Genomic DNA, 14,495 nt, shown 5'->3' on the forward strand with positions numbered 1-14,495 from the left:
CGTGTCGACACGCGGAAGTACCTCAGTGCTAAATCGTCGTTGCCGCAGCCGACGACGTCTCAGCGCTGAGGTACCTCCCGCTACGGTCGGCGGGGTGAGCGCACCCGCCCCCGGACCGGGCGTCCGGCACGTCTCCCTGCGCAGCGGCGTCTACGCCGACTCGGTGCGGCTGATGCAGGTCAGCCGCGACGTCGGCACCCGCGACGGGGTCACCGCCGTCCTCGTCGCCATGGCCACGCCCCTCAACGTGGAGCTGGCCGCGGGCATGGGCCTGGCGCCCGGCGACGACGCCTCGCCCGAGCAGCTGCTCGTCGGGATCGCCGCCGTCGACGACGACGCGCTGGCCGCCGCGGTGGCCGCCGTCGACGCCGCGCTGGCCGAGCGGGAGCGCTCCCCCGCCACGGCCGACGCACAGCCGGCCCGCACGGTCGGCGCCGCCCTCGACGACCAGGACGGCGCCGCCCTCGCCGTCGTCAGCGTGCCGGGGCCCTACGCGGCGCTCGAGGCCGCCGACGCGGTCGCCGCCGGCCGCAGCGTGCTGGTCTTCTCCGACGGCGTGCCGGTCGAGCAGGAGGTCGCCCTCAAGCGAGCCGCGCGGCGGGCCGGCGTCCTGGTCATGGGTCCCGACTGCGGGACGGCGATCGTCTCCGGCGTGGCGCTCGGCTTCGCCAACGTCGTCCGCCGCGGCCCGGTCGGCGTGGTCGCGGCCTCGGGCACCGGCGCACAGCAGGTGTCCTGCCTGCTCGACGCGGCCGGCGTCGGGGTCTCGCACGTCCTCGGCGTCGGTGGGCGCGACCTGTCGGAGGCCGTCGGCGGGCTGGCCACGCTCGACGCGCTGGCGGCCCTGGACGCAGACCCCGTCACCGAGCGGGTGCTCGTCGTCTCCAAGCCGCCGGCGCCGTCGGTCGCCGAGGTGGTGGCCGGGGCGGCGGCACGGCTGTCGACGCCGGTCCGCTCGGCGGTGCTGGGCGCCGGGACGCCGGACCTCACCGCCGCCGTCGAGGCGCTGCTGGCCGACCTGGGGGTGGCCTCCCCGCGGTGGCCCGCCCGGCCGGGGAGCGGGACGGCCGCACCCGGCGCCGTCCTCAAGGGCCTCTACTCCGGCGGCACGCTGGCCGACGAGGCGATGCTGCTGGCCGCGCCGGTGCTCGGCGACGTCCGGTCCAACACCCCGCTGCGGCCCGACCTGGCGCTCGGGACGGACCTGTCCGCCCCCGGGCACGTGGTGATCGACTTCGGCGACGACGCGCTCACCGTGGGCCGCGCGCACCCGATGATCGACCCGACGCTGCGGCTGGAGGCGATCGCCCGGCTGGCCGCGTCGGGCGAGCCGGCGGTGCTGCTGCTCGACGTCGTCCTCGGCCACGGCGCCGACCCCGACCCCGCCGCCGCCCTGGCGCCGGCCATCGCCGCGGCGGGCCTGCCGGCGGTCGTCGCGCTCGTCGGCACCGAGGCCGACCCGCAGGGCTGGAGCCGCCAGGCCGACGCCCTCGCCGCGGCCGGAGCCGCCGTCTTCGCCTCCAACGCGCAGGCCACCCGGCACGCGCTCGACCTGCTGGGAGCCGCCCGATGAGGATCCTCGAGGACCCGCCGGCCGTCGTCGCCGCCGGGGTCGACGTCTTCTCCGCCGCACTGCGCGCGCAGGGCGCGCAGGTGACCGACGTCGACTGGCGGCCGCCGGCCTTCGGCGACCCGGCCGACCTCGCCGCGCTGGCGCTGGACCCGCGCCGCGCCGCGGCCAACCGGACGGCGGTCGAGCGGGTGCTGGCCGCCGGGTCGCACCTGGTCGACGTCCGGCCCGCCCGCGAGACGGTGGGGCTGACCGGCCGGACCCTGCTGCACTCCGGGCCGCCGCTGACCTGGGAGGCGGCGTCGGGCCCGATGCGCGGCGCGCTCATCGGCGCCTGCCTGTTCGAGGGCTGGGCGTCGACGGTCGAGGACGCCGAGGCGCTGCTGGCCTGCGGCGGCGTGACGCTCGACCCGTGCCACCACCACGCGGCCGTGGGCCCGATGGCCGGGGTGACCAGCCCGTCGATGTGGACCTGGTGCCTGGAGGACCCGGTCTCCGGCGGCCGGGCGTACTGCAACCTCAACGAGGGCCTGGGCAAGGTGCTGCGGATGGGTGCCTTCGGTGAGGAGGTGCTCACCCGGCTGGCCTGGATGCGCGACGTCCTCGGGCCGGTGCTGCAGCGCGCCGTGCGGTCGATGCCCGAGCCGCTGGACGTCAAGGCGGTGCTCGCGCAGATGCTGCAGATGGGCGACGAGGGGCACAACCGCAACCGCGCCGGCTCGCTGATGACCCTGCGCGACCTCGCACCGGCGATCGTGGCGGTCGACGCCCCGTCGGCCGACGTCGCCGCCGTCCTGCGGTTCATCGGCGGCAACGAGCACTTCTTCCTCAACCTCGGCATGCCGACGGCGAAGCTGGCGATGGACGCCGCCCGCGGCGTCCTCGGCTCGACGATGGTCACGGTGCTCAGCCGCAACGGCACGGAGTTCGGCGTGCAGACCGCCGGCACCGGCGACCGCTGGTTCACCGGCCCCGCGCAGACCCCGGTGGGCCTCTTCCTCGGCGACTACGGCCCCGAGGACGCCAACCCCGACATCGGCGACTCGGCGATCATGGAGACCTACGGCGTCGGCGGGTTCGCGATGGCCGCGGCACCCGCGATCGTGCGGTTCGTCGGCGGCACCGTGCCCGACGCACTGGCCACCACCGAGCGGATGTACCAGCTCACCCTGGCCGAGAACCCGGCGATGGCGATCCCGGTGCTCGGCTTCCGCGGCGCCCCCACCGGCATCGACGTGCTGTCGGTGGCGCGCACGGGGTGGCTGCCGCAGATCAACACCGGGATGGCGGGGCGGGTGGCCGGCACCGGCCAGGTCGGCGCGGGCCTGGTGCAGCCGCCGCGGGAGTGCTTCGAGCAGGCGCTGGCCGCCCTCGCGCAGGAGGCCCGCACCGCGCCGGCGGCCTGAGGCCCGTCGAGATCGCGCCATCTCGCACCCCCGGACGCCGTTCCGCGTGCGAGATCCCGTGATCTCGACCCGGACGGCACGGGTCAGGGCTCCAGCACGCCCAGGTCGTCGGCGAAGGTCAGCTGCGCGGCGGTGGCGCCCTGCAGGTCCTCCCGGGTCAGCCCGGCGACCATCTCCCGCACGCAGAAGCCCCCGGGCGTGACGTCGAGGACGGCGAGGTCGGTGTAGACGCGGTCGACCACGCCGGCCGCCGTCAGCGGGTAGGTGCAGCGCGGCAGCAGCTTCGGCTGACCGGACCGCGTCGTGTGCGTCGTCAGCACCAGCACCCGCTTCGCACCGACGGCGAGGTCCATCGCGCCGCCGACCGCCGGCGGGTGGCTGGCGTCGTCGGTGGCCCAGTTGGCCAGGTCGCCGGTCTCCGACACCTGGAAGGCGCCGAGCACGGTGACGTCGACGTGCCCGCCGCGCATCATCATGAACGCGTCGGTGTGGTGGAAGAACGCCCCGCCGGGCAGCAGGGTCACCGGCTGCTTGCCGGCGTTGATCAGCTCCGGGTCCTCCCGGCCGGGCTCCGGTGCCGGGCCCATCCCGAGGATGCCGTTCTCCGAGTGGTAGACGACCTCCTTCTCGGCGCCGACGCAGTCGGCCACCAGGGTGGGCAGGCCGATGCCGAGGTTGACGTAGGCGCCGTCGGGGATGTCGCGGGCGATCCGCCGGGCGACGTCCCGCGCGTCCAGCCTCACGCCGCCGCCACCCGGACGACGCGGTCGACGAAGATCCCCGGCGTCACGATCGCCTCCGGGTCCAGCTCCCCGAGCTCCACGAACTCGTCGACCTGGACGACGGTGAGCACGGCGGCCGCGGCCATCGTCGGGCCGAAGTTCCGCGCCGCCGTCCGGTAGACCAGGTTGCCCCAGCGGTCGGCGCGGGCGGCCTTGACGAACGCCACGTCACCGGGCAGGGGCTCCTCCAACACGTGCCGCCGTCCGCCGATCACCCGCACCTCCTTGCCGTCGGCCAGCAGGCTGTCGGCGCCGGTGGGCGTGAAGAACCCGCCCAGGCCGGCCGCCGCGGCCCGCATCCGCTCGCTGAGCGTGCCCTGCGGCACCAGCTCCAGCTCCACCTCACCGGCCCGCCAGCGCTCCTCGAACCAGACCGACCCCGCCGAGCGCGGGTACGAGCACACGATCTTGCGCACCCGCCGCTCGCGCAGCAGCGCCGCGACGTCGGTCTCGCCGGACCCGGCGTTGTTCGTGACGACGGTGAGGTCGGTGGTGCCCTGGTCGAGCAGCGCGTGCACCAGCTCCACCGGGACGCCGGAGGCGCCGAACCCGCCGACGAGCACGGTGGCGCCGTCCTCGATGCCCGCGACCGCGTCGGCCAGCGACGCAACCCGCTTGTCGATCACCCGCACCCCCGAGCTGTCGATGCCGTGCCCTGCACGCTAACCCGGTGGCGCGGCGACGGTCCGACCGCCAGGCTGCCGCCCGTGTGGACGACGACCGCGGCGGGCGGGGAGGACGGTCCCGACGAGGAGCACCTCCGGCGGATGGGGGCGCCGGAGAACGAGCTCCCGGTGGCGCTGCCGGTCAACGCCCTGCTCGCCCGCACCGGCGACGCCGCGGTCGCCCTGACCGGGCTGCAGGTGTACTCCACCGGGGTCGCGATGACGCTGGCCGTCCGGGTGCGCGAGGCCCCGGCGCCCGCGCGCGGCCTGTCGGAGCTCGTCTTCGAGCCCGAGCGGGCCGGGCTGCTGATCGGGGTGGAGCTGGCCGACGGCCGCCGGGTCGCCGGCGGGGGCCTGCCGGGCAACGACCCCGACCTGGTCTGGCAGCCCGGGTCCGGGTCGGCCGGGGACCGCACGGCCGACCAGGAGTGGTGGCTGTCCCCGCTGCCCCCCGACGGCCCGCTGACCGTCGTCGTCCGCTGCCCGGGGCTCGGCATCGAGGAGACGGCGACGCGGCTGGACGGGACGGCGATCCGGGCGGCCGCCGCAGGCGTCGTCGAGTTGTGGCCCTGGGCCCCGCCGGCACCGTGGGGCGAGGAGCCCCCGGCGCCGCCCGACCTGCCGCCGGGGTCCTGGTTCCGCGGCATGTGACCGACGTCGTCCGGCGGAGCAAGCGGCTCTCCTACGTGCTGCGCCACGCGCCCGGCAGCGTGGGGCTCACCCTCGACGCGGCCGGCTGGGCCGACGTCGCGGCCCTGCTCACCGCGCTGGGCTGGACGCGGGAGCAGCTCGACCGCGTCGTCGCGGGCAACGACGAGCGGCGCTTCGCCTTCGACGACACCGGCACCCGCATCCGCGCCAGCCAGGGGCACAGCGTCGCCGTCGACCTCGGGTACGCCGCGCAGGCCCCGCCGGCGGTCCTCTTCCACGGCACGGTCGAGCGCGTCCTGCCGGCGATCGAGGCCGAGGGGCTGCGGCCGGGGCGCCGGCACGCGGTGCACCTGAGCCCGGACGCCGAGACGGCCCGCCGGGTGGGCGCGCGGCGGGGCCGGCCGGTCGTCCTCCGGGTGGACGCCGCGGGCATGGCGCGCGACGGCGCCGTCTTCACCCGCGCGGCGAACGGGGTGTGGCTGGTCGACGCCGTCCCGCCGCGCTACCTGCGCCGGGCCTGACCGGCCGGCCGGTCGGCGAACTGGCGTCGCGACGATCCGCTCGTCGTGCACGCCGGCCGCGGCGGGGGAGCACAGCCAGCGGATCGGCGCGGCCACCACCTCGGGCGGGAGCAGCGCCGCGCGGTGCTCGGCGGGGAGGTCGTCGGGGACCATCCCGGTCGCCGTCGCCCCGCCCGGCAGCAGGACGTTGACCGTGACCGGGCTGCCGGTGAGGTCGGCGGCCATGATCCGCGACAGCGCCTCCGCCCCGGCCCGGGCCGGCCCGTGGGGCACGAACCCCCTCCGGTTCATCGTCGAGTGGTTCATCGAGACGTTCACGACGCGGCCGCCGCCGGCGGCGAGCCGCCGGGGCACCACCTCGCGGGCCACGAGGAAGCAGCCGGTCAGGTCGGTCGCCACCAGGTCGCGGAACCCGTCGGGGGAGACGGCCCAGAACGGCTGGGGGTCGGACAGGAACCGCGGGTCGACCGTGCGCATCCCGATCCCGGCGTCGTCGACCAGGACGTCGAGCCCGCCGAGGACGCCGAGCGTCACCTCCACGCCGCGCGCGACCGAGCCCTCGTCCCGGACGTCCATCCCGACCCCCACCGCGCCCGGGCCCAGCCGGTCGGCCGTCGCCCGCGCCCGGTCGCCGTCCCGTCCGGTCACCGCAACCCGCGCCCCGGCGTCGAGGAGGGCCGCGGCCATCGCCGCGCCCAGCCCGCTCGTCCCGCCGGTCACCAGCACCCGGACGCCGTCGGCCCGTGCCCCGTCCTCGCCCATGCCGCCGTGCAACACCGGCCCGGCGGCGCCGGCAGCGCTCAGCGGTCCCCGGTCGCCGTGCCGGCCAGGCGGACGGCGAGCACCGCCACGTCGTCGTGCCCGGTGCCGGACAGCTCGGCGAGCAGCCCGTCGCACAGCTCGTCCAGCGGCGCCGGTGCCCGCCGGCGCAGCTCCTCGACCAACCACGCGCTGCCCTCGTCCAGCGACCGGTCCCGCCGCTCGACGAGGCCGTCGGTGTAGAGCAGCAGCGTGTCGCCGGGCCGCAGCCGCAGCGTCGCGTCGGTGCGGCGGACGCCGGGCTCGACCCCCAGCAGCCGCTCGGGGGTGCGCTCGAGCAGGCGGACCGTCCCGTCCCGCCCGACCAGCGCCGGCGGCGGGTGGCCGGCGTTCGACCAGCACAGGTCCGCGCCGTCGTCGGCGGGCGTGAGGACGGCCACGACCGCCGTGACCAGGGTGGGGCCGGCCAGGCGCGCCATCGCCCGGTCCAGCGCGTCGAGCACCTGGGCCGGCGAGGAGGTGGAGACGGCGACCGCCCGGAGCATGCCGCGGACCTCGGCCATCGCGGCCGCGGCCCGGGCGTCGTGGCCGGCGACGTCCCCGATGACCAGCGCCGTCGCGCCGCCGGCCGCGGGGAAGGCGTCGTACCAGTCGCCGCCGATCCGTGCCCCGCGGACCGCCGGGAGGTAGCGCGCGACGGTCTGCGAGTGCGGCACCTGCGGCGGTGGGCCGAGCAGGTGCCGCTGCAGCGCCGTGGCGGCCTCGAGGGCGGCGCGGGCCGTCGCGGCCTGGGCGCTCGTGCGGGCCAGCTCGGCCTCGCGGTGCACCCGCAGCGCGCACGCGGCCTCGGCCAGCAGCCCGGCCACGGCCACCACGGCCAGCCGGACGGTCTGCGCGGGGACGGCCGCGGCGGTGTACTGCTCGTCGTAGACACCGAGCAGCGCCGCGGTCAGCAGCGCCAGCACGCCGTAGGCGGCGGTCGCCCGCCGGCCGGTGAGGCTGGCGGCCACCAGCGGCGCGATGGCCACGAGGCCCAGCAGCACCTGGCTGCGGCCCACGACGACGTCGAGGACGGCGACGAGGACCAGCAGGCCCGCGGGCAGCACGTGCGCCCGGATCGACCTGTCCACCGCCGCAGCCCCCGATCGCCGCCGCCCGGCCGGTGCGGGCGTGCCGACCCCAGGGTCCGCGACCGACCCCCGGATCGCGCGACCACGCGGTCACCCGGGCGTGCCGTCGGCGCGGCGCCGTCCGACGATGGGGGAGTGATCCGCAACGTCGTCGTCGGGAAGCTCCACCCGGGGGTCGAGCCCTCCGCCGTCCGCCCCGGGCTGGACGCGATCGCCGCCCTGCCGGTGACCGGCTGCGCCGACGTGCGCGTCGGCCTGGACGCCGGCCTGCGCGCCGGCGGGTGGGACTTCGCCATCACCAGCGACTGGGCCGACGCCGAGGCCTACCGCGTCTACGACCTCGACGAGGAGCACAACCGCATCCGCCAGGAGCTGTTCGACCCCTACTGCGCGCAGGTCGCCCGCGTCCAGTTCGAGACCTGACCGCAGGTCGACGGGGCGCCCCTGCCCAGTGGGCGGTTGCGGCCGTCGGGGACGGCGTGTCGGCGCGTGTCGCCGACCGCAACTGTGCACTCGGCCGACGGTCCGCGGCTACTGGGCCCGGATGATCGCCGCGACCGGGCCGCCACCCGACGGGCCCTGGTGTACCGCGGCCACCGACACGAACACCGCCGGGTCGCCGGTCACCGAGGCCGCCACCCCGCCGACGGTCGCCTTGATCTGCCGGTGCCAGAAGACGTCGGAGTCGTCGAGCATCGCGTTGCGCCGGCCGCGCACGTAGCCGGTCGGGTCGGCCTCGCACTTGAGGAAGACGTTGACCAGCCGGTCGCCGAGGTCGGAGGGGTGCGGCCGCTCGGGCAGCTCGAGGCCGGCATCGCGGATCGCGTTCCAGATGCCGTCCTGGTCCAGCGCGTCGCGCATCACCGAGTGGCCGATCCGGTAGGCCCCGCCGTGCCCGCGCGCGTTGCCGACGACGACGATCTGCGCCCGGTCGAGCTCCACGCCCGACGAGCACGAGGCGACGGCGCTGAACAGGGACAGGTCGCGCATGACCTGCTCCTGGCGCGGCATCTCGAGCTCGCCCAACGCCACCGCGATGCCCAGCGCCGTCGTCCCGTTGGACAGGTCCATCGAGCCGTGCGGCTCGTCGTAGTAGGTGTCCTCGCCGCGCGCCTTGGCGTCCCGGATGGTCTCGATGGTCAGCAGCGGCGTCTTGGTCTGCACGTAGTGGACGTCGGCGGGGTCGGTGATCCCGGCGGCCGCCATCGCCCGGCGCACCCCCGCAGCGACCTTCTCCACCATCGCCAGGCGGCCGATGTCCTCGGGCAGCAGCACCTCGCTCATCGCGTAGCCCACGGTCAGTCGCGGCTCGTCGGTCTTCTCGACGGCGTCCTCGGGCAGCGTCGCGAAGACCGTCGCGTGCGGGCTGATGACGCCGTCGGTCCCGCCCGACCACACGATCGGGATCTCCCCGACCTCCTCCTTCGAGCGGTTGCCCTTCTCCAGCAGCACCTCGCGGAAGGCCCGGTCGGCGATGATCCGCGTGTAGTCGTTGACCCCGCCGTTGCCCTCGGTCTTGCCGATGACGGCGACGACCCGGTCGGCCTCCATGACGCCGTCGTCGACGAGCCTGGCCAGCTCGGAGGCGTCGCTGACGTTGTGCAGCGGGATCTTGCGGACCTCGATCGGTGCGGGCACGTGTTCCTTCTTCCTATCGGGCGGTGAGCACGGTGCCGACGGCGTCACCGGTGACGGCGTCGGCGATGTTCTCCAGCGAGGTGACGACGGCGCGCGAGCCGCCTCCCTCGACGAAGCGGAGGACGGCGTCGACCTTCGGGCCCATGCTGCCGCGGGCGAACTGGCCGTCGCGGGCGTGCGCTCGGAGCTCCTCCACCGTGACGCGGCCGAGCGGGCGCTGGGAGGCCGTTCCGAAGTCCACCATCACGTTCGGGACGTCGGTGGCGATCACCAGGGTGTCGGCGTCCAGGTCGCGCGCCAGGACGGCGGCGGTGAGGTCCTTGTCGACGACGGCCTCGACACCGCGGAGGGCGCTGCCGTCGCAGCCGTCGTCGGACACCGGGATGCCGCCACCACCGGCGCACACGACGACGAAGCCGGCCGAGGCGAGGGCGTGGATCGCGGGGGAGTCGACCACCGACAGCGGTTCCGGGGAGGCGACGACCCGCCGCCAGCCCCGCGGGCCGCGGTCCTCCCAGACCTGACCGAGGGAGACGAACCGTTCGGCCTGCTCGCGCGGGAGGAAGCGACCCACCGGCTTGGAGGGGGTGGCGAACCCGGGGTCGCCGGCGTCGACGAGGGTGCGGGTCACCAGGGCGGCCGTGCGCCGCGCCAGCCCTCGGGCGGCCAGGGCGGCGTCGAGCTCGTCGGCGAGGGTGAAGCCGATGGTCGCCTGCGTCTGGGCGACGTTCCAGTCCAACGGCACCGGCGGCACGACGTGCGCGGCGAGCTCGTTCTTGACCAGCAGGTTGCCCACCTGCGGTCCGTTGCCGTGGGTGAGCACGACCTCGACCCCGGCGGCGACGACCTCGGCGACGTGACCGGCGGCGACGGCGAGGGCCGCACGTTGGGCACCGGGCGTGGCCGACCCGTCGGGCCCGGTCATCGCGTTGCCGCCCAGGGCGATCACGGCGCGGCGGGAGGACACCTCGCGCACCGTAGCGGGAGATCTCTCAGCGCTGAAGTACCCGGCGGGATCAGCGCAGCGGGCCGGGTGGGCCGTCGTTCCCGAGCGGCCGCTGGGCGAACGCGACGTCGTGCCAGCGGCCGTCCTTCCAGCCCACCCTCCGGAAGACCCCGACCGGCTCGAACCCCAGGGCGCGGTGGAATGCCTCGCTGGCCGGGTTGGGCAGCGTCACCCCGGCGACCGCGACCCGGTACCCGCGGTCGGCCAGGCGCGCCATCAGCGCCTCGTACAGCGCGCGCCCGCCGCCGCCGCGCCGCCGTCCGGCCGCCAGGTACACGCTCACCTCGCACGACCACTGCCACGCCGTCCGCGTCCGGAACGGGCCGCCGTAGGCGTAGCCGACGACGCGGCCGTCCTCCTCGAGCACCAGCCAGGCGTGCGACTGCTGCGCGACGGCGATCCGGCGGGCCATCTCCGCGGGCGGAGGCGGCTCGGCCTCGAAGCTGACCGCGGTGCCGGTGACGTAGGGCGCGTAGACCGCCGCGCAGGCCCCGTCGTCGTCGGCCGTGGCGTCGCGGACGGTCGCCACCACGTCAGCGGCGCCAGAAGTCGAAGCGGTCCCGCCCGGGCCGGAAGCCGGCCGCCTCCACGACGTCGACGGCGAGGTCGAAGCGCTGGCCCACCGCGGCCGACTGGTGGGCGTCGCTGCCGAAGCTCACCGCCTCGCCACCCTCCTCGCGGAACCAGCGCACCTGGTCGGCCGAGGCCAGCGGGCTGCTGGTGTTCACCTCGAGCGCCCGGCCGGTCCCGGCCAGCGCGCGGAACACCGCCCGGTACTCCTCCTCGTAGTCCTTCTCCACGTACCGGTGCGAGCCGCCGGGCCAGTACCGCCGCGGGAAGTCCACGTGTGCGAGCACCTGGAAGACGTCGCTGCTCTCCACCATGTCGACGACCTCGGCCAGGTAGCGGCGCATCGTGCCGTCGGCGTCGCTGTAGAGCAGCTGCCCGACGCCGTAGAGCCGGCCGGCCTCGTACAGCGAGTGCAGCGAACCGAGGACCCGGTCCACCGGGGCATCGCGCAGGTGCGCCGCGACGCTGGCGGAGAACAGGTGGGGCTCCCCGGCCTCCACGCCCGACCAGATGCGCAGCTCGGGGAAGCGCTCCCGCACCTCGGCGAGCTCGGCCCAGTACCCCTCGGTGTCGATCGGCTGGTGGCGGGAGGCGTGCCGGTCGACCAGGCCGAGCGTCGTCGCCCGGTCGTCGGGGCCCCAGACGGTGAAGTCGAGGTGCTCGGTGAAGGCGATCGCCGGCAGCCCCTGGGCGACGGCCCGCTCGCACGCGCGGGCCATCGTCACCGAGCTGGGGGTGTCCCACGACCACCCGGTGTGCACGTGGTTGTCCGGCGGCCGCATCGTCCCCAGTCTGCCCGTCGTCCCCAGGTCCCGCTCGGACGGACCCGGCTGTCGGCGGCCGCACCTACTGTCGGGAGCCGTGAGCACCGTCCTGCCCTCCGCCTCCGTGACCGACGAGGCGCTCGGCGTCCTCCGCGAGCTGACCGGCCGGCCCGACGCGGGGTTCCGCGAGGGCCAGGACGCCGCCGTCGCCGCGCTGGTCGAGCGCTCCGAGCGTGCCCTGGTCGTGCAGCGCACCGGGTGGGGCAAGTCGGCGGTCTACTTCGTCTCCACCGCGTTGCTGCGCCGCCGGGGCGCCGGCCCCACGCTGCTGGTCAGCCCGCTGCTGGCGCTCATGCGCGACCAGGTGGCCGCTGCCGCCCGCGCCGGCATCCGCGCGGTGGAGATCTCCAGCGCCAACGCCACCGAGTGGGACGACGTCGCCGCGCGGCTGGCCGCCGACGACGTCGACGTCCTGCTCGTCTCGCCCGAGCGGCTGACCAACCCGCGCTTCCGCGAGGAGCAGCTGCCCGGGCTGGTCGCCCGCTGCGGGCTGCTCGTCGTCGACGAGGCGCACTGCGTCTCCGACTGGGGGCACGACTTCCGCCCCGACTACCGCCGCATCCGCGACCTGCTGGGCACCCTCCCGGCCGGCACCCCGGTCCTGGCGACGACGGCCACCGCCAACGAGCGCGTGGTCGCCGACGTCGCCGAGCAGCTGGGCGCCGGCGGTGTCGGGGTGACCACCGTCCGCGGGCCGCTGGCGCGCGACTCGCTGCGCCTGGGCGTGCTCCGCCTGCCCACCGACCGCGCGCGGCTGGCCTGGCTGGCCGCTCACCTCGGCGACCTGCCGGGCAGCGGCATCGTCTACACGCTCACCGTGTCCGCGGCCGAGGAGACAGCGGCGCTGCTGCGCGACGCCGGGCACGACGTGCGCGCCTACACCGGCCGCCTCGACGACGCCGACCGCAAGGACGCCGAGGAGGCGCTGCGGGAGAACCGGGTCAAGGCCCTGGTCGCCACCTCGGCGCTGGGCATGGGCTTCGACAAGCCCGACCTCGGCTTCGTCGTCCACCTGGGGGCGCCGTCGTCCCCGGTCAGCTACTACCAGCAGGTGGGCCGCGCCGGCCGCGCCGTCGAGCACGCCGACGTGCTGCTGCTCCCCGGCCCGGAGGACCTCGCCATCTGGCAGTGGTTCGCCACCTCCTCGATGCCGCGGGAGGACCACGCCGCCGCCGTCCTCTCCGCGATGGCCGACGGGAAGGCGTGGTCGGTGGCGCGGCTGGAGACGGTGGCCGACGTCCGCCGGTCCCGGCTGGAGCTGCTGCTCAAGGTGCTCGCCGTCGACGGCGCGGTGGAGCGGGTGCAGGGCGGCTGGCGGTCCACCGGGCGGCCGTGGGTCTACGACGCCGACCGCTACGCGCGCGTCGCCCGCACCCGCGAGGCCGAGCAGCGGGCCATGATCGAGTACGCGCGACCGGTCGACGAGGCGCGCTGCCGCATGGCGTTCCTCCAGGAGGCGCTCGACGACCCGACCGCCGCGCCGTGCGGCCGCTGCGACGTCTGCGCCGGCCCCTGGTACCCGACCGAGGTCCCCGCGGGTGCCGCCGAGGCCGCCTCCGCCGCCCTCGACCGCCCCGGCGTGGAGCTCGCGCCCCGCGCCCAGTGGCCCACCGGCGCCGACCGCCTGGGCGTCTCGGTCAAGGGGAAGATCGCGCCTGCCGAGCAGCTCGACCCGGGCCGCGCCGTCGCCCGGCTCACCGACCTCGGCTGGGGCCAGCGGCTGCGCACCCTACTCGGCGACGACGGCGTCGGCGGGACCGTCACCCTCGACCTGGAGGCGCCCGGCCTCGAGGAGGACCCGGACGCGGCCTTCGACGTCCCCGTGCAGCGCTCGGTCTCCGACATCCCGCCCGACGAGGACCTGCTGCGCGCCTGCGGGCGTGTGCTCGGTGCCTGGGACTGGGCCGAGCGACCGGCCGCCGTGGTCGCGGTGCCCTCGCGGCGCCGTCCCCGCTTGGTGACCGGGGTGGCGCAGGGGCTGGCGCGGCTGGGTCGGCTGCCCTACCTGGGTGAGCTGTCGCTCGCGCACGGCGGGCCGACCGGCGGCCCCGGCGGCAACAGCGCCTTCCGGCTGGCGGGCGTGTGGCAGCGGATCGTCGTCGGCCCGGAGCTGCGGGCGCGCCTCGACGAGCTCGGCTCCGTCCCGGTGCTGCTGGTCGATGACCTCGCCGACTCCCGCTGGACGATGACCGTGGCCGGCCGGGAGCTGCGGCTGGCCGGCGCCTCCCGTGTGATGCCCTTCGCGCTCGCACTGACCGCCTAGGACTCGTACACACGTTCGATCCGGCGTAGCCTGCCGCCATGTCGCTCGCGCACCAGCCGTCGATGTTCGACGTCGCCGAGGAGGCCGCGCTCACGCCGCTGGTGGTGACCCGTCACCGGCTCGGCCGCGGCGCGTGGGTCGACCACCTGCCCGGCTGGGTCGCGGGGTCGGACGAGGTGCTCGAGGTGCTCCTCGGTGACATCGGCTGGCGGGCCGACCGTCGGCAGATGTACGACCGGGAGGTGGCCGTCCCGCGCCTGTTGCGCTGGTACGGACACGGCGAGGTGCTGCCCCACCCGCTCCTCATCGAGGCCCGCACCGCACTCGACGCCCACTACGCGCCCGAGCTCGGCGAGCCCTTCGTCACCGCCGGCATGTGTCTCTACCGGGACGGCCGGGACAGCGTGGCGTGGCACGGCGACCGCCTGGGGCGCAGCCGGACCCAGGACACGGTGGTCGCCATCGTCTCCTTCGGATCCCCGCGACCGCTGCTGCTCCGGCCGGTCGGTGGCGGCGCGACGCTGCGCTTCCCCCTGGGGCACGGCGACCTCGTCGTCATGGGCGGCTCCTGCCAGCGGACCTGGGAGCACTGCATCCCCAAGACCGCGCAGCCGGTCGGCCCGCGGGTCAGCGTGCAGTTCCGGCCCGCCGGCGTCGCGTGAGGTCACTGGGACCCCCGTGCACGACCCCTCCGAGGGCGTGTATGGTCC

Annotated in this window: 14 protein-coding genes and 1 pseudogene; 7 read left to right on the top strand and 8 right to left on the bottom strand. The window is 76.3% G+C overall.

The features are described 5' to 3' along the window. Window positions 1-94: 94 nt before the first annotated feature. Window positions 95-1,573 carry an FdrA family protein gene (locus ACWIZO_RS07690; RefSeq protein WP_448641906.1) on the top strand — a complete coding sequence of 493 codons (1,479 nt, stop codon included), beginning with the start codon at window positions 95-97 and terminating at the stop codon, window positions 1,571-1,573. After that, window positions 1,570-2,976 carry a DUF1116 domain-containing protein gene (locus tag ACWIZO_RS07695; protein ID WP_448641907.1) on the top strand — a complete coding sequence of 469 codons (1,407 nt, stop codon included), beginning with the start codon at window positions 1,570-1,572 and terminating at the stop codon, window positions 2,974-2,976. Before ACWIZO_RS07690 ends, ACWIZO_RS07695 begins: the two co-directional genes overlap by 4 nt. A gap of 83 nt (window positions 2,977-3,059) precedes the next feature. Here ACWIZO_RS07695 and ACWIZO_RS07700 read toward each other — a convergent pair whose 3' ends face one another. Both ACWIZO_RS07700 and ACWIZO_RS07705 read right to left on the bottom strand, forming a co-directional pair. Further along, window positions 3,060-3,719 carry a 3-oxoacid CoA-transferase subunit B gene (locus tag ACWIZO_RS07700; protein WP_448641908.1) on the bottom strand — a complete coding sequence of 220 codons (660 nt, stop codon included), beginning with the start codon at window positions 3,717-3,719 and terminating at the stop codon, window positions 3,060-3,062. Continuing rightward, window positions 3,716-4,384, bottom strand: a complete 669-nt coding sequence (locus tag ACWIZO_RS07705; protein WP_448641909.1) for a 3-oxoacid CoA-transferase subunit A — start codon at window positions 4,382-4,384, stop codon at window positions 3,716-3,718. The genes ACWIZO_RS07700 and ACWIZO_RS07705 overlap by 4 nt, the downstream gene beginning before the upstream one ends. A gap of 81 nt (window positions 4,385-4,465) precedes the next feature. Here ACWIZO_RS07705 and ACWIZO_RS07710 point away from each other — a divergent pair, with 81 nt between their 5' ends. Together ACWIZO_RS07710 and ACWIZO_RS07715 are read left to right on the top strand one after the other, a co-directional pair. Next, window positions 4,466-5,074 (top strand): hypothetical protein, encoded by a 609-nt coding sequence (locus ACWIZO_RS07710; protein ID WP_448641910.1) that lies wholly within the window; start codon window positions 4,466-4,468, stop codon window positions 5,072-5,074. Beyond that, entirely contained in the window at window positions 5,071-5,595 is a 525-nt protein-coding gene (locus ACWIZO_RS07715; protein WP_448641911.1) for an RNA 2'-phosphotransferase, read from the top strand. The genes ACWIZO_RS07710 and ACWIZO_RS07715 overlap by 4 nt, the downstream gene beginning before the upstream one ends. Window positions 5,596-5,643: 48 nt before the next feature. Here the strand turns inward: ACWIZO_RS07715 and ACWIZO_RS07720 are convergent. Beyond that, window positions 5,644-6,357: pseudogene (locus ACWIZO_RS07720) on the bottom strand (SDR family NAD(P)-dependent oxidoreductase); the annotation flags it as partial. Window positions 6,358-6,395: 38 nt separating this feature from the next. Next, window positions 6,396-7,484, bottom strand: coding sequence for a PP2C family protein-serine/threonine phosphatase (locus tag ACWIZO_RS07725; RefSeq protein ID WP_448641912.1), 1,089 nt, complete (start codon window positions 7,482-7,484; stop codon window positions 6,396-6,398). A 135-nt stretch (window positions 7,485-7,619) separates the two neighbouring features. Between ACWIZO_RS07725 and ACWIZO_RS07730 the strand changes: the two genes are divergently transcribed. After that, window positions 7,620-7,907, top strand: a complete 288-nt coding sequence (locus ACWIZO_RS07730; protein WP_448641913.1) for a Dabb family protein — start codon at window positions 7,620-7,622, stop codon at window positions 7,905-7,907. Between the two features lie 108 nt (window positions 7,908-8,015). Here the strand turns inward: ACWIZO_RS07730 and bar are convergent, their stop codons facing one another. From bar to ACWIZO_RS07750, 4 genes are read right to left on the bottom strand one after another with little or no spacing between them, the layout of a single operon-like run. Then, a complete protein-coding gene (gene bar / locus ACWIZO_RS07735) occupies window positions 8,016-9,122 on the bottom strand; it encodes a barbiturase (RefSeq protein ID WP_448641914.1) in 1,107 nt (368 codons plus the stop codon). A 13-nt stretch (window positions 9,123-9,135) separates the two neighbouring features. Next, on the bottom strand, window positions 9,136-10,089 hold the full coding sequence (locus ACWIZO_RS07740; protein ID WP_448641915.1) for a carbamate kinase: 954 nt from the start codon (window positions 10,087-10,089) through the stop codon (window positions 9,136-9,138). 49 nt (window positions 10,090-10,138) lie between these two features. Further along, window positions 10,139-10,657 carry an N-acetyltransferase family protein gene (locus ACWIZO_RS07745; protein WP_448641916.1) on the bottom strand — a complete coding sequence of 173 codons (519 nt, stop codon included), beginning with the start codon at window positions 10,655-10,657 and terminating at the stop codon, window positions 10,139-10,141. A 4-nt stretch (window positions 10,658-10,661) separates the two neighbouring features. Continuing rightward, window positions 10,662-11,480, bottom strand: a complete 819-nt coding sequence (locus tag ACWIZO_RS07750; protein ID WP_448641917.1) for a PHP domain-containing protein — start codon at window positions 11,478-11,480, stop codon at window positions 10,662-10,664. Between the two features lie 79 nt (window positions 11,481-11,559). On the opposite strand from ACWIZO_RS07750, the gene ACWIZO_RS07755 reads away from it, so the two are divergent. Both ACWIZO_RS07755 and ACWIZO_RS07760 read left to right on the top strand, forming a co-directional pair. Continuing rightward, a complete protein-coding gene (locus ACWIZO_RS07755; protein ID WP_448641918.1) occupies window positions 11,560-13,785 on the top strand; it encodes a DEAD/DEAH box helicase in 2,226 nt (741 codons plus the stop codon). 38 nt (window positions 13,786-13,823) lie between these two features. After that, the gene (locus tag ACWIZO_RS07760) at window positions 13,824-14,447 is read left to right on the top strand and encodes an alpha-ketoglutarate-dependent dioxygenase AlkB (RefSeq protein WP_448641919.1); all 624 of its coding nucleotides are present in this window, start codon (window positions 13,824-13,826) and stop codon (window positions 14,445-14,447) included. Window positions 14,448-14,495 lie beyond the last annotated feature (48 nt).

Source organism: Geodermatophilus sp. URMC 63 (assembly GCF_053502565.1).